Annotated in this window: 20 protein-coding genes; 19 read left to right on the plus strand and 1 reads right to left on the minus strand. The window is 33.8% G+C overall.

Annotated elements, in window-relative coordinates; all coding sequences use genetic code 11:
* The 19 genes from WKT11_RS19195 to WKT11_RS19285 form a co-directional block, all read left to right on the plus strand.
* A partial coding sequence (locus WKT11_RS19195) for a TIGR04076 family protein (protein ID WP_340285651.1) occupies window positions 1-283 on the plus strand: 283 nt, incomplete at its 5' end.
* Window positions 284-779: 496 nt separating this feature from the next.
* Window positions 780-2,078 (plus strand): group II intron reverse transcriptase/maturase, encoded by a 1,299-nt coding sequence (gene ltrA, locus WKT11_RS19200; RefSeq protein ID WP_117677734.1) that lies wholly within the window; start codon window positions 780-782, stop codon window positions 2,076-2,078.
* A 176-nt stretch (window positions 2,079-2,254) separates the two neighbouring features.
* Entirely contained in the window at window positions 2,255-2,572 is a 318-nt protein-coding gene (locus WKT11_RS19205) for a hypothetical protein (protein WP_055059040.1), read from the plus strand.
* 28 nt (window positions 2,573-2,600) lie between these two features.
* Window positions 2,601-3,626: a CPBP family intramembrane glutamic endopeptidase gene (locus WKT11_RS19210; RefSeq protein WP_117677733.1), complete on the plus strand. Its 1,026-nt coding sequence runs from the start codon at window positions 2,601-2,603 to the stop codon at window positions 3,624-3,626.
* A 292-nt stretch (window positions 3,627-3,918) separates the two neighbouring features.
* Window positions 3,919-4,251, plus strand: a complete 333-nt coding sequence (locus WKT11_RS19215; protein ID WP_117846384.1) for a DUF3784 domain-containing protein — start codon at window positions 3,919-3,921, stop codon at window positions 4,249-4,251.
* Between the two features lie 90 nt (window positions 4,252-4,341).
* The gene (locus WKT11_RS19220) at window positions 4,342-4,497 is read left to right on the plus strand and encodes a hypothetical protein (RefSeq protein ID WP_182364454.1); all 156 of its coding nucleotides are present in this window, start codon (window positions 4,342-4,344) and stop codon (window positions 4,495-4,497) included.
* A 62-nt stretch (window positions 4,498-4,559) separates the two neighbouring features.
* On the plus strand, window positions 4,560-5,162 hold the full coding sequence (locus WKT11_RS19225; protein ID WP_118411744.1) for a Type 1 glutamine amidotransferase-like domain-containing protein: 603 nt from the start codon (window positions 4,560-4,562) through the stop codon (window positions 5,160-5,162).
* Between the two features lie 53 nt (window positions 5,163-5,215).
* On the plus strand, window positions 5,216-5,533 hold the full coding sequence (locus WKT11_RS19230; protein WP_117677654.1) for a TfoX/Sxy family protein: 318 nt from the start codon (window positions 5,216-5,218) through the stop codon (window positions 5,531-5,533).
* Between the two features lie 169 nt (window positions 5,534-5,702).
* Complete coding sequence (locus WKT11_RS19235) at window positions 5,703-6,362, plus strand: phosphatase PAP2 family protein (protein WP_117677653.1); 660 nt, start codon at window positions 5,703-5,705, stop codon at window positions 6,360-6,362.
* Window positions 6,363-6,384: 22 nt separating this feature from the next.
* A complete protein-coding gene (locus tag WKT11_RS19240) occupies window positions 6,385-7,002 on the plus strand; it encodes a helix-turn-helix domain-containing protein (protein ID WP_242986972.1) in 618 nt (205 codons plus the stop codon).
* Between the two features lie 334 nt (window positions 7,003-7,336).
* The gene (locus WKT11_RS19245) at window positions 7,337-7,546 is read left to right on the plus strand and encodes a DUF6061 family protein (protein ID WP_176815408.1); all 210 of its coding nucleotides are present in this window, start codon (window positions 7,337-7,339) and stop codon (window positions 7,544-7,546) included.
* 509 nt (window positions 7,547-8,055) lie between these two features.
* Window positions 8,056-8,712, plus strand: a complete 657-nt coding sequence (locus tag WKT11_RS19250) for a hypothetical protein (protein ID WP_117677651.1) — start codon at window positions 8,056-8,058, stop codon at window positions 8,710-8,712.
* 60 nt (window positions 8,713-8,772) lie between these two features.
* The gene (locus WKT11_RS19255; protein WP_117677650.1) at window positions 8,773-9,270 is read left to right on the plus strand and encodes a hypothetical protein; all 498 of its coding nucleotides are present in this window, start codon (window positions 8,773-8,775) and stop codon (window positions 9,268-9,270) included.
* 23 nt (window positions 9,271-9,293) lie between these two features.
* Window positions 9,294-9,935: a hypothetical protein gene (locus WKT11_RS19260; protein WP_242986970.1), complete on the plus strand. Its 642-nt coding sequence runs from the start codon at window positions 9,294-9,296 to the stop codon at window positions 9,933-9,935.
* Window positions 9,932-10,891 carry a DUF6560 family protein gene (locus WKT11_RS19265; protein WP_242986968.1) on the plus strand — a complete coding sequence of 320 codons (960 nt, stop codon included), beginning with the start codon at window positions 9,932-9,934 and terminating at the stop codon, window positions 10,889-10,891. The genes WKT11_RS19260 and WKT11_RS19265 overlap by 4 nt, the downstream gene beginning before the upstream one ends.
* A 31-nt stretch (window positions 10,892-10,922) precedes the next feature.
* A complete protein-coding gene (locus WKT11_RS19270) occupies window positions 10,923-12,125 on the plus strand; it encodes a hypothetical protein (RefSeq protein WP_117677648.1) in 1,203 nt (400 codons plus the stop codon).
* 33 nt (window positions 12,126-12,158) lie between these two features.
* Window positions 12,159-12,356, plus strand: coding sequence for a hypothetical protein (locus WKT11_RS19275; protein WP_005334773.1), 198 nt, complete (start codon window positions 12,159-12,161; stop codon window positions 12,354-12,356).
* A 19-nt stretch (window positions 12,357-12,375) separates the two neighbouring features.
* Window positions 12,376-12,657 carry a hypothetical protein gene (locus WKT11_RS19280; protein WP_005334771.1) on the plus strand — a complete coding sequence of 94 codons (282 nt, stop codon included), beginning with the start codon at window positions 12,376-12,378 and terminating at the stop codon, window positions 12,655-12,657.
* A gap of 97 nt (window positions 12,658-12,754) precedes the next feature.
* Entirely contained in the window at window positions 12,755-13,486 is a 732-nt protein-coding gene (locus WKT11_RS19285; protein WP_005334769.1) for a hypothetical protein, read from the plus strand.
* A 219-nt stretch (window positions 13,487-13,705) separates the two neighbouring features.
* Here the strand turns inward: WKT11_RS19285 and WKT11_RS19290 are convergent.
* Window positions 13,706-13,985 (minus strand): DUF6040 family protein (locus tag WKT11_RS19290; RefSeq protein ID WP_340285665.1); only part of this gene is annotated, 280 nt, incomplete at its 5' end.

The raw sequence follows: 13,985 nt of genomic DNA on the forward strand, positions 1-13,985 counted from the left end.
AAGGACACCGCAGCAGGATAATTTTTATCATCTGATGAACGGAAAGTTCTGTGGCGAAGCATGGGATGCTGTCAGCAGATATGTTTATACCGCATTGCAGGGTGGTTCCATCATGCATGGGTGGACGAATGATGAGAGAATGATGATTACCTGTTGCAATGATGGTACAAGACCTGTGATATTTAAGATAGAGAGAATTGACATTCCGGAGAATGAGGAAGAAAAGCAGTGGCTTGAGAAGCAGAATTTTAAGAATACTGCCGAAGATGCATATACAGGATAAAGGCAAATCGGAATTGTGCGCCCAGACAAGGGCGAGTAGTCTAACAGGTGGAATGCCTGTCTGGTAAGGTCTAACCAACCGCCAGTAGCGAGTCTTGGGTGGCTGTCAGTAATGGAAGTCGCTAAGCGTAGACAGCAAGGAAATAGAGAGTGTGATTGAGCCTCGAAATTTTGACATTTAGAAGGCTGACGCTTTAATTCCAGCGGAAAGCAACACAAACCAAATTGTCATGGTAAGAGTTGGTTTGCTTCTACGGGGTCAAAGAGCACTTTATGTTTCACATTGTGACTACTCAGTCAACTGGGGAGAGCCTATTGTTTCTTGCCAACGCAAGTATGACAAACAACTGCAAAACAGGAGAATGTCAAAGGAATAGTAGGCAGTCGGATAGCTCCATAGTACCGAAGAAGTTGGGCAATGCCAATGGAGGGAAGGGAGCTACATAATAATGGTCTTTCTGAGGACACATCAACCGTACTCAGGGACGGAGGTATTGATGGAAACGAAATTAGAAAGAATAGCAGAAATATCGGCGCATTCGCCAAGACCAGAGTTCACGTCGTTGTATCATTTAATCAATAAAGAAATGCTTTTGCAATGCCACAAAGAATTAGATGGTAGCAAAGCGGTTGGTATTGATGAAATTACTAAGAAAGAGTACGAGAGGAATCTGGAACAAAACATAGATGACCTGGTGGAAAGATTGAAAAGAAAATCCTACAAGCCACAGCCATCAATAAGGGTATATATTCCCAAAAGCAATGGAAAACTTCGACCATTAGGAATTGCGTGCTATGAGGACAAAATAGTTCAGTTAGCACTAAAGAAGATATTGGAAGCTATTTATGAACCGAGATTTCTGAACTGCATGTATGGCTTCAGACCTAATCGAGGATGTCATGATGCAATAAAAGAACTATACAAGAGATTAAACAACACTAAAATCTGTTATATCGTGGATGCTGATATAAAAGGCTTCTTTGACCATATGAAACATGAATGGATTATCAAGTTCCTCAATCTCTATATCAAAGACCCTAACATTATAGGTCTTGTCAAGAAGTACCTTAAGGTAGGAGTGCTGGATGGAGGAAAACAGATGATGAATGAAGAAGGTTCGGCGCAGGGAAATATAATAAGTCCAATCCTTGCAAATATATACATGCACAATGTATTAACACTTTGGTATAAGTTTATTATTACCAAGGAATGCAAGGGAGATAATTTCTTGATTGTTTATGCAGATGACTTCGTTGCGGGATTCCAATATAAATGGGAAGCTGAAAACTACTATAAGCTTCTAAAAGAACGGATGGAAAAGTTCGGTTTGCAGTTAGAGGAAAGTAAAAGCCGTCTATTGCAAAGCGGTGCTTACATTGCGAGGGCGAAGCAAAAGAGCGGTGAGTCTACCAGATTAGAGACATTTGATTTCTTGGGATTCACATTCTACTGTGGACGTTCACGCAAAGGCATGCCGTACATAACGCCAAAGACAAGCTCTAAGAAATTCAGACAGAAAATCCGAGACATTAAAGTATGGCTATATGCGAATAGAGACCAATCGTTGAAGAAACTAATGGGAATGCTTAATCTGAAGTTAGTCGGTCACTATAAGTACTATGGCATCAGCTTTAACGGCAGAATGATTTCAAACTACAAACAGCAAGTCAGAGAACTTCTGTTTAAGGTGCTGAATAGACGAAGTGATAGAAAGAGCTACACAAGAGAAGGATTCATTGAAATGCTGAAATACTATCCATTGGCATTGCCAAAGATATATGTCAGCTTGTTTTGATACTGTAAATATTGTTATGAAGAGCCGTATGCGGGAAAGCCGCACGTACGGTTCTGTGAGGGACTTACATTGTGAGGTGTGAGTCTACTCGACTGTAGAATTAGTAAATCTCGATTTTGGGAAATACAAGAATGTGTCTCATTATGGTTTTAATGAGGTTTGTAAGGAGAAACAATATGATTGGGTTTGTTATATGGTCACTTTTGGGAGTGTTTATAATTGGATTAGGAATAAAAGATATGTTTTCTAAGAATCCCGTTGGATTCTGGGCTAATACCGAAACAATAAAAGTAAAAGATGTTAAAGGTTACAATCGTGCGAGCGGACTATTGTTTATAATCTATGGAATCATTTTTGTTATATTAGGAATTCCGCTGTTAGATGGTCAAAATACACCGTACGTTCTGTTGTCGGTTATTGGTGTGATGGTGGAAACAATTGTAATTATGGCTGCTTATAGTTTAGTTATCGTTAAAAAGTATGAAGAGAAGTAAATAACTTTGAAGTTGCAAGGAGGAAATTATGAAATTTATGCAAACAGAGAAAAAACAGCTATTGATCTATGTGATTATAGCATACGGAATCACATATGTAATGGGACTTCTGATGTGGTATAGCTATGGAAAAGGTCTTGATCTCAGCGCTTTTCCAAATGCGCAGATGCTGTATCCAGCAGCAGGTGTGATGATGGCTTATTTAATTACCAAAAAAGGAGATAAAAATCTTCCAACGGCTTTTTACATATTCTTTGTAGCTCTCACGGCGGTGCTGGTTGTCTGCACGGCGGCTTCTGTTCTGGCTCCCCAAAATAGAGATCTGATGAGCATGCCATATTCTCAGTGGACACCGATCATGGAGTACGTTATAATAGGTGGCAGCGTTATTTTCTGGATTCTTCTTCTGCAATCCGGTAAAGAAAAGCGCAGATCCTATGGACTGAACAGCGAACATTGGAATATATCTATTCGTATGATCCTGTTGTTTATTGGATTATATCTTCTCAGATTTGTGATTGCCTGTGCTCTGAGCGGCCAGCTTTCTGAATTTGGCAAAATAATGGCAAATCCTACTACCTGGATCATATTTTTTACTGTTTTGGTAAACTTTTTCCTGTCAGTAGTGGCATTCTTTGGAGAAGAATACGGATGGAGATATTATCTTCAGCCTCTTCTTCAGAAAAAATTTGGACTAAAAGGCGGCGTAATCCTTTTGGGCTGTGTGTGGGCTGTATGGCATCTGCCAATAGACTTCTTCTATTACACTACGCCGGATATGGGGCTGGCGGCTCTGGCAAGCCAGTTTGTTACCTGTATTTCACTGGGGATTTTTATGGCATATACTTATATGAAAACCCAGAATATCTGGGTTCCGATAATTATTCATTTTCTGAATAATAATATGGTGGTAGTTTTTTCAGGAACGTACTCTGCGGATGTACTTCAGAATCAGCAAATCCACTGGGGAGATATTCCTGTTGCACTGGTAATGAATCTGCTGATCTTTGGATGGGTGATCTTTCTGAAGCCATTTAAGGAGAAAAAAGCATAATATTGAATTCATTCAAATTATTTAGAACAATTTGCAGGAGTACCTGCATTTTTAGGAATAGTTATTTTAATTTCATGTATTGCAGATTGGATGATATTTGCAAAAATTGATAATAGGTTAATCATAATTGTAATCAAAAATCAATGTCCATTCTGTGGCAAATCATTAAGGGGTGTACCTATAAATAGTGAAGAATATTGTTCACACTGTGGTTGTAAAATAGAACAGGAGCATAAGAAAATTCCAGTTTTTAAAACTAAGAAATCGGTATTTGGTGGGAGGTGTTATACAAATGAAACTGGCAGACTTATCAACTGGACCAGACTGGATAGTATATGTTGGATTTATAATATTTGCTGTACTTTCCATAGCTTTGATTTCTGGACATGGAAGTTGGTTAATTTCCGGATATAATACAGCTTCAAAAGAAGAAAAGGCAAAATATAATGAAAAAAAGCTATGCAGAACAATGGGAATTGGAATGTCTGTTATAGCAATTCTTCTATTAATTATGGGAGTGTTTGAAAATATTTTACCAGCATTTTTTGTGTATATTGCATTGGGTATTATTTTAGCTGATGTTGTGATAATTATTGTGTTGGGAAATACAATATGTAGAAGGTGACAAATTTCGACTTGTGGACTTTAACAACTCGGAATTTTTAGAACAAAATATTTTATAAGATTAATGAGATTTTAAAAAGGAGGATTGGACATGAAAATTTTGAAAAGTATTCTTAATTATATTCCATTAGCCACGTTTATCATATTTGTGGTTACTGATGGTATTTTTTCTCTAACATCAGCATTAATTTTTGTTATTTCAACGATTGGTCTATTAATTAATTGTAAAAGAAAAAAACAGAGATGAAGAATTGAGAAAATTCCGGTTTGTAGAATTAAGAAAATCGGAATTTATAAAGGAGAATATTGATGAAACTATTTTTATGTTCGCACTTTTCAAGTGTGGGAAGTCTGATAAAGGAAGAAATTGAAAATAAGAAAGTCTCATTTATTCCAACAGCTTCACTGCGTGAAGGCTACACCGGTTATGTCGGCTCGGCTCGAAAATTATTCAAAAAGTTGGGAGCAATCGTAACTGAAATTGATATTTCAACGGAGGCTTATTCAACGATACAGTCTGTTTTTGAAGAAGCAGATGTGATATATTTTACCGGCGGAAATTCTTTCTTTCTTATGGACCAGCTCCGTAAAACGGGAGCTGATGGGCTACTGAAAAAGGAATTGGCAAATGGAAAATTGATGATCGGCGAGTCGGCAGGCGCAATTATATGCGCTCCAAGCATCCAATATATCGAGCAAATGGATGAAAAGCCAGAGGACTACTCACAAGAAGATGATGCAGGGCTTGATTTGATTGATTTCTATGTTCTTCCGCATTATCTTACAGCACCATTTAAGAAAGTTACCGAGAAAATAATGACTGAGTTTTCGGATTTGAATCTATGCCCAATTAACAACCGTCAGGGAATTGTAATTGATGGTGAAGGTTCAAAGGTTATTTGCAAAGACTAATTTGAAAATTCAAGTTTATCCAATAGAAAAATAAGAATAGATTGGAGAAAGATATGGCTTCAAGTAAAGAATATTTAACCTTTATATTGGAACAGTTATCCGATTTAGAGGGAATTTCATACCGTGCGATGATGGGCGAGTATATCATCTATTATCGTGAGAAAATTGTTGGCGGTATATATGACGATAGGTTGCTTGTAAAACCTGTAAAATCTGCTGTTTCACTTATGCCTAATGCAATTTATGAGTTGCCCTATGATGGAGCAAAAGAGATGTTGTTGGTTAATAATGTTGATAACAAAGATTTCCTGACAAGATTGTTTGTCGCTATGTATGATGAACTTCCTGCACAAAAAAAGAAGAAGTCATAAAATCGAAATTTGTAGGAATAGGTATTCAGGAAAATATACAGAAAATCACGCATTTGTGGGGATGATACGAATCGTGTCATACATGTGAAAGAGCGATTCTTACGTCATTTTACGCTTTTTGATAAGGTGAAATCGTCGAAAAGACAAACCAATATAGAAAGGACGTATAATGATGAAAAAGAATGGAAAACAAGTTTTATTTTTAGGAGGTATATTTATTATAGCGTTTGCAATATGGACAGCTTTGATCCAGATGGTAGACGTGCAGCCACTGGGGCAGAATGCAACGAATATTGGATTTGCAACATTCAATTGCTGGTTTCATCGTTTAACAAATGTTAATATGACAATTTATACGATTACCGATTGGATGGGTCTGATTCCTTTAGTTGTATGCCTGATTTTTGCAGGTATTGGACTGGTTCAGTTAATAAAGAGAAGAAGTTTCTTCAAAGTGGATCCCGATATCATTATCCTGGGAGTTTATTATGTTATAGTGATACTGGCATACTTCATTTTTGAGATCATCCCAATCAATTACAGACCAATTTTAATCAATGGAATTATGGAGGCTTCTTATCCTTCTTCAACGACTCTACTGGTATTGTGCGTGTTGCCGACTTTGGTTGAACAGATCCAGCGAAGAATGTCATGTTCTACATTGAAAAGAATCATAACGATTCTAGCAATCGCTTTTTCTGCATTCATGGTTATCGGCAGATTGATTTCCGGAGTACATTGGTTTACGGATATTGTGGGTGGTGTATTGTTAAGTGCCGGATTATTTACTGTTTATAAGGCAGTAGTTATGCTAACAATAAAAAAGTGAAATAAAAAAGGAAGTGCAGGAGGTGGAATTCCATGAAAAGCTTCAGGAATTAAGAAAGAGCCGAGGTTTGACACAAGAAGAACTAGCCGAGGCATTATTTGTTTCAAGAACTGCAATTTCAAAATGGGAATCCGGAAGAGGATATCCGAGCATAGATTCATTAAAGGAAATATCCAGATATTTCTCTGTGTCCATTGATGAGCTGTTATCCGGAGATCAGTTGGTTTTGATTTCTGAAAAAGAAAACAAGTCAAATCTCAATGGTCTATGTGACTTGTTATTTGGATTTACCGATTTGCTCTCTTTGATGCTTATTTTTCTTCCATTGTATTCCAAACCGGTTGATGGATATATCTATTCAGTAAGTCTTATTGAGTATGTAGATAATGAAATTTGGATTCGTATGACATACTGGGGTCTTTTTATCGCATTAACGATTATTGGAATTGTGAATATTTTAATGGTCAATTTCAAATTTGAAAAGGGAAAAAAGGTGATTACTTTTTTGTCTGTAGGGCTTAGTATTATTACTGTTTTGTATCTGGCGATTGCGAGAGAACCATATGCAGTAACAGTGGCTTTTCTGTTGTTACTTATAAAAGGAGGTCTACTTTATAAACGAGCTATGGCCGGTCGATAAGGAGTTGAGTCATACAAATTCCAGTTGATATTGCACTTATTTTAGGAAATTTAATAACTGTTATATTTGATTATCAAATTCTTCGCAAACCCTTGAAAATACTAAGTTTGTAGCAAGTGAGCTTTCCCTTACTCTTTCCTTTGTGTTATATTCTCCCATTAGCTTTCATGAATCTTAATATGGGAAAAAATAAGGGAAAGAAAATTTCATAACACAGTATAACAATAACGACATGGTGAACTGATTGAAATGTTTTCGATATTTAACTCTATAACTGATTATTAAAAGAAAATAGAGATAAGATACGATGAGAACAATTTATGCATAATACAACATAAAACACGATAGTATTGATGTTTACACAAGTGTTGGATATATGCTTCGCATTGATTGCTGGGGAGCTGAAAAAGATTTAAAAACCACATATGGATCAGAATGTGCGCTTACTTCATTGGCTGTGGATGAGCCTTTAGAATATGCAAGATTATATCTCGATGGCAATTTACAGATGTGGATAGATTCAGAAGATTCACTTGAATTATAGAACAAGAATAACGGGTAGAAAACTTCTGATGCCCATTTTACAAGGGGTTCGAGTTTTTTATGTCTGCTGGCGCTATTTCTCTGCTGGAGTACTATTTTCGGGATAATGGCGAAAGGCTTTAGCGGTATAGTTAGAAGCACCGTTTCCATATTTTGTATTGGTTATGGTTTTTATATAATCGCTGGAATAATAGTCAATTGTAGAGCAAATGAAATAGACACAGGGGATTAAGGAAGAGTTGAAGGCAGATAAACAGATGGAATGGGTAGCAAAATAAATACTATACAAGAGTGTGAAAAGGGAATTTTGAATAAGGAGATGATTTGGCAATAAGGTGCAGTAATTTGGTGGAAAGCAAGTCTGAAAATGGCTTGCTTTTTGCTTTACAATGTGGTTAGTTGATGTATATAATTATGATAAAGAGATAAAATTGATTTTTATATTTTGGTTCGATATTGTGATGTTTATTGCAAACAGTTTTTCTATATTAAAAAATATACGAGGTTATAATGAAGAATAAAAGTTATGATTATATCTTTGGAAATGGAAAATTTAATACTTGGTTCAACATTATAGTTAGTATTATTAGTTGTTCAGCAATATCGTTTTGTTTAACCGAACTTTTGTTTTCCTTTGATTTTAAAGTGAGTTTTCAAAAAGCACTGATTTTTACCATACTTTTTGTGATTTTTTTATTATTATTTTATTACTTTATAAAACAACGTACTTATAAACTATTCGATCAAAAAATAACATATGGATTTAGGGAACGAGAAATTTTGTATGCGGATATCCATTCATTAGTTTTTACACTATCCTCCAGACCTAAAGGCATATATGATATTGGACTGGGAGAACCATACCTATACATAAAAGAAAATGGGAAGAAAAAATATATATGCAATATTACAATTTATTTGGCATATCCAAGTGTTATACAAAAAAGATATGATATCAATATAAGCAATGGGCAAATAGGAATGTCTCCTGCCTACAGTTTTAACTGTTATGATATAAAAAGTATTTTCAATTTGATACATAATTCAAAAGCAGATATTTATGTGACGAAGAGTTTTCTTCTCTTTAATAATTGGACAATAAACAGCTTTTGCAAAGAATACAATATCTCTATGGAAAGGGTTCAGCTTATAAACGATGGAAACTAATGTAAAAAAATTTGTATTGTATTGAACTTTAGAAAACCTTTTTATGAGAAAGGATAACGTATGCAAGAATATTATAAAATATATTTTCCTTATTCCAAAGAACATTTATTGGAACAGATTAAGAAGACTACAAAACCATTATGTATTTCAAACCAGGCTTATAGAGATATGGCACTTGCAGCCTACAAAGAAGAGGATAATACCTTATGTATCGGATATGCAGCAGGAAGTATGACAGGCGGTGGCTGGGAAATGCTCCAGACACATATAAAAAGCTATGGGGGAGATGTAATGCTGGAAGGTACGTTTGTGCTTTTGCCATACATAAAAAAAGCTGCACTATTTTTTCTGCTCATAGTGATTTTATTTGCATTGTTTTTTTCTCAGGGAGATTTATTGATTTTAACAGAATGTCTGATTTTATTTATGTTTCCATTATATCTGCTGTATAGGAATATTTCTAAGATAGGAAAATGTGAAGAAGGGCGACGGCTTGTTTTATTATATCTGGAAAAGGTGCTTCATGCAAATGTGGAAATATCCGTAGAGGAAGAATAAAGAAACGATAGGGGAAAACGAGAATGAAAAAGATTAATGAACAAACAAAAAGTTTTTTACTATACGATATAGAAGATGTGATTAAGCCGAAAGAAATCTACAAATTAGATGGAGCAATCTTGTTTCTAGTATTTTTATTTTTCTTTTTATCTGAATCAGCTCCATCACCGTTTTTTTCAAAAGTATTTTTAGTTATTGTGTATCTTGGATTCGTGATTCTTAGTTTTTCAAGAACAGAAGTGACAGGGAAAAAGGTTTTTTGGATCATTGGAATACAAAGTCTGACGTTTTCTATTTTGTTCTGTTGGGCAGCAACTATCCTCATGCTGACAACTATGAAAGAAGAATATTATAAGAGGTATCTAACCATACTCGTTATCATTTACATACTGGTAATCGCTGCATACATTTTTCTTATAATAACTTTGATTAAAAAAGATATCTACAATCCATCTTCTTCCAAAAAGCTGGCTGGAGGATGGTGTATTACTAGTTTTGTATTGCTTGGAATGGGTGTCGCAAAAGTACTTAGTAGCAGCGTTGAATATATAGCCATGATTAGAATTGCAAGCCTTTGTTCCTATTTTTGTTCTTTGGGTTCTATCTTAGGAGTTTTTCACCTGGTAAAGTATTTTGCTGTCAAAAAATGGGAGGTTGAAAAATGAATATTTTTATGAAAAGAATCCTATCAATCCTTCCTTGGGTTGCGGCTTTGTTGGTTATCAGGGCAATAAAAATAAAAAAGATAAATCGTGAATTAAAAACTTTAGAACAGTTGGAAGAAAAGAATATAGATGAAAATAATTATAGCATTCAAGAAGAAGGATGGCTGGGAATTTTATTTTTGGTTGGAACTATATTTTTCTCAGGAGTACTTTTGTATGGTTTTATAGACGGACAGGCGGATTTTTCAGTTATAGTGGCGTATGGAATATTGATTGCTTTTTTTGGAATCTGTACCCTGCATTTGTTCCTGTGGAGAGTCCAGGTAAATCATGATGTAATTAAATATCGGTCGTTTTTTGGAAAAAAATATTATAAATTTTCAGATATAACAAGAAGTGTACATAAAGAAAATGGTACATTGGAAATATATGCAGGGGACAAAAAAATATTCAAATTTGATGAAAACATAAGCACATCATTGTTTGAAAATAGTCTGTCTAAGCATAAAATTTCACAAGAAACATGGTTGAGTTGTAGAGATAAAAAGTGCATCATAAGACCAAAAGAAAGCCACTATGTTCTGCCGGGCATTTTCTTTTTATATTTGGTTTACAATAGTGTGATACTTGTATTCAATGCAAAAGAAACAGCTTTTGTTTTCCTTTTATTCTCTCTTGTACCGGGAGGTATATTTTTCTATTTTTTAATGGACAAAACAATTGTCCAGGATGGATGGCTATATAGAAATGGATTTTTAAGGAAGAACTGTAAAATAAGATTAACGGATATTACCCAGATGAAAAGAAAAAAGAATTTATTTGGAGAAGCTCTTATTTTATATAAAAATCAGAAAAAAATCGCTAAAATTTCTGCCAGAAATAGAAATGTGGACTGGCTGCAAGTAAAGATTGCAGAAATAAAAAAGGATAAGAAGAAATTAGAGCGTAAAAAATGAAAAATGTGAATCATATAGGGAGATTGAGTTTATGGATAATGTCATTAGATTAAGTAAATTTGTAAAAAATTTAGGAATAGTAACAACAGTTTTTTTTTTAATAATCGTACTGGTAACATTTGTTACAGGAAATATGGGGGTTGCGATATGTTTTATGCCTTTTGTATTTTTAGGTATTGCTTTAATTTTGGTATACAAGAAACAAATAATTGTAGTAAATGAAGATGAAATTGTATTTAGCTATCTGGTTAAGAAAACTCAGCATATAAAATATAATGATATTCGTTGTATTTTAATGATTCCATTAAATGGTAGAACAGATGTCGTATTAATTGATAAGATGTACAATAGACTTGTTACTCTGGAGCAAATGTATGTAAATTATGATATTTTATATGATACACTTATAAAACATGAAATAGATCTTGTGGATTTTGGTGAGTTAGTTGAACAGAACAAAGATGTATCAAAGTATGTACCTGCTTTAAATTGGATAGAAAAGAATTTCTATAAATCTATATGTAATGAGAATACAACTATCAAAAATATGTCAAAAACAATAGAAAAAGAAAAGCGTAAAAAAACAAAGCAATTTTTAAAAGCTTTAGGTTGGATTCTAATAATTGCTGATGCGGTAGCATTTTTTATTGGTGGCAAAACAATGTTAGTTATATTTATAATGGTTTTGATGATTACATATGCAGTGTATATAAAATATTATCCATATATATTTATAGAAGTCACCACAAAAAAAGGACAAGAACTGGCGTATCAATTACCATTTATGGGTGCAGCAATAGCAATGCTTTTATCCCTGAATACGAGTAAACTCTTTAATTATGAATTTGGAAACTATATGAAGATTACGGCAATTATTACTGCTTTACTTGCACTGCCATTTATTATTAAATCTTTAAAAACAGATGTACCACAGAAATTTGGACGTAAACTTTCAGTTGTATTTGCTGCTTTTATAATCGCATTTACAATTAGCTTCCCAATAAATTTTTTATTTACATTTGATGGGGCAACTCATGAAATTGCAATTGTAACAGACAAAAAGATTAGCAGTGGTAAAACTAGAGATAGAGAGTTATATGTAAGTTGTAATGGTAAAAGAGAAATATATACTGTTTCAAACAGTGAATATGAAAATACATCAATAGGCGATAGTAAAAGAATTTGTAGAAGAAAAAGTGCATTAGGATTGGAATATAGTACGATACATGATTAATATTTATTTAAAGATAAGGAAGGAATATATAAGATGAAAATATTGTTAGCAGTAGTTGGAGGATTATTATTACTGATATTCCCTTTTATAGTTATGAAAAAAGCAAAAGTAACAAAAGAAGAAAATACTGATGAAGCAAGGAAAAAATTTAATGTGTTTCTCATTTGTATGATACCTGTTCCTCTAATAGGCTTCATATTTCTTTTAATAGGGCTTAGAAGTTTTTTATAAAATTAAATAAAGGAGAAAAATGTTAAAAAACAATGATATATCAATACCAGAAGCCTGCTATGCAGATTTATGTAAGGTGGGTTTTTTTGAAAGAAAACAGGTTAAATTAACAATTATATGGAATGAAAAAATAAGCAGAAATAAACAAATACTTACACTTAAGAAGTTATATCCTGAATTAAATAAAGTGTCTACAGTTGAAATCTATAAAATTACAAAAAAACGAAGAAATGGCAATTTGCAGAGATGGGATGGGGATTTGCTGTTGACTTTTCGCATAAAGCAGAAAAAGCGGGGATAAAAATATTGTTAGAAGAATAACTAAAAATCTTGCTAATGTATAAGTTAAGTAAAAAATAGAATGAAAAATAATCATATAGCAGAGGAGATTGGGTAATATGAAGGAACAAAAGAAATCTTCTTGGGGAGCGGTTCTGGTGTCATTTTTAAAGGAATTTCTATTAAACTCATTCGAAGCCCCAGGTCATCTTTATTATGATGAAAATTTAACTAATGAAGGAAAAAGAAAGAAAAATTATATTTGGAGGGTGCTTCTACTGGTGACTGCGGTAGGAGTAGCTTTGCTTCCTGTTATAGCTTGGAACATGTTTGTTCCAGATGTGCTATGGGCAAAAATAGTTACCGTTGTAGTGTGTGAAGGCTATGTTGTTTTTATAGTAAGTATGGAGATTATCCAAATAAAGGATGAGCTAAAGGAAGATATGTTAAAAATAGGGGGATATAAAATTACTCCCAAAGGAAGTATTTCCCTATTTAAAGAAATTGATTTTAAGATTGCTCAAACAGAGTATTCTTATACAATATTGATTTCTAAGAAACCTTTAAAATGGCTTTATAAGAAGTTTTATGTTACAATCTATGGAAGACATGGAAAAGTAAAAAAGATTGAATTGGTTCGAGCAGACAAAAAGTATTCTACGAAATATGAGACAATGAATGGTACAGTCTTAGAAAAGTTGCAAGAAGAAAATAATAGGTTTTTAAGGAAATGCTTAGGTACTCCCAGTAAAAAGAGTATGACAGGCGTCGAATATTATTATGAGTGGGGACAAATACAATCCTTCTATGATGATCGTTCTTGTCAAACAGGAATTGTAATTATGTTTTAAAATAAGGAATATTGTATCTCTTGCTTCCGTATGCAGAAAGATTACATCGGTACAGAGAAATGTGGTAGTGATACACCAAAGAACACAGGCGAAACCTTATATCTCGGTTCCACAAGTAGCGAATCTTTCAAAAGAGAGAGATGGGTAAAACTTCGCTGTTTATATAATAGTAGGGGACGATGTTTTATCCCCTGCTATTATACGTTTTTTAGCATGTTTTCACCAATATTGCTTGGTACCTAACCGATTTTTCAAATAACATCTGATTCCAAGATATACTCCCTGAGAAAGTACGAAAAGCAATAGAAGATTTACGGAAAGTGCTTTTTTAATTGCTTCTCCAAAATAAATGATGACAGCAGTACTTGTCAGTATCATCAGTAGAGTAATAACATCCCAACAGTTTTTCTTATATAATTCTATAACCTTTATTTCTATCAGTATCGCCAGTATCCCTGTCCCTGCCACACATATTCCGACAACCAATATCAGAAATAAC

The sequence above is a fragment of the Blautia sp. HCN-1074 genome (assembly GCF_037890165.1).
In the GTDB taxonomy this organism is placed as follows: Bacteria; Bacillota; Clostridia; order Lachnospirales; family Lachnospiraceae; genus Blautia_A.

Coding starts and splice junctions, on each gene's coding strand:
- WKT11_RS19275 (WP_005334773.1), top strand. CDS start 12,159: ATGAAAATATTGTTAGCAGTAGTTGGAGGATTATTATTACTGATATTC.
- WKT11_RS19285 (WP_005334769.1), top strand. CDS start 12,755: ATGAAGGAACAAAAGAAATCTTCTTGGGGAGCGGTTCTGGTGTCATTT.
- WKT11_RS19230 (WP_117677654.1), top strand. CDS start 5,216: ATGGCTTCAAGTAAAGAATATTTAACCTTTATATTGGAACAGTTATCC.
- ltrA (WP_117677734.1), top strand. CDS start 780: ATGGAAACGAAATTAGAAAGAATAGCAGAAATATCGGCGCATTCGCCA.
- WKT11_RS19260 (WP_242986970.1), top strand. CDS start 9,294: ATGAAAAAGATTAATGAACAAACAAAAAGTTTTTTACTATACGATATA.
- WKT11_RS19250 (WP_117677651.1), top strand. CDS start 8,056: ATGAAGAATAAAAGTTATGATTATATCTTTGGAAATGGAAAATTTAAT.
- WKT11_RS19280 (WP_005334771.1), top strand. CDS start 12,376: ATGTTAAAAAACAATGATATATCAATACCAGAAGCCTGCTATGCAGAT.
- WKT11_RS19265 (WP_242986968.1), top strand. CDS start 9,932: ATGAATATTTTTATGAAAAGAATCCTATCAATCCTTCCTTGGGTTGCG.
- WKT11_RS19225 (WP_118411744.1), top strand. CDS start 4,560: ATGAAACTATTTTTATGTTCGCACTTTTCAAGTGTGGGAAGTCTGATA.
- WKT11_RS19205 (WP_055059040.1), top strand. CDS start 2,255: ATGATTGGGTTTGTTATATGGTCACTTTTGGGAGTGTTTATAATTGGA.
- WKT11_RS19270 (WP_117677648.1), top strand. CDS start 10,923: ATGGATAATGTCATTAGATTAAGTAAATTTGTAAAAAATTTAGGAATA.
- WKT11_RS19220 (WP_182364454.1), top strand. CDS start 4,342: ATGAAAATTTTGAAAAGTATTCTTAATTATATTCCATTAGCCACGTTT.
- WKT11_RS19215 (WP_117846384.1), top strand. CDS start 3,919: ATGAAACTGGCAGACTTATCAACTGGACCAGACTGGATAGTATATGTT.
- WKT11_RS19235 (WP_117677653.1), top strand. CDS start 5,703: ATGATGAAAAAGAATGGAAAACAAGTTTTATTTTTAGGAGGTATATTT.
- WKT11_RS19210 (WP_117677733.1), top strand. CDS start 2,601: ATGAAATTTATGCAAACAGAGAAAAAACAGCTATTGATCTATGTGATT.
- WKT11_RS19255 (WP_117677650.1), top strand. CDS start 8,773: ATGCAAGAATATTATAAAATATATTTTCCTTATTCCAAAGAACATTTA.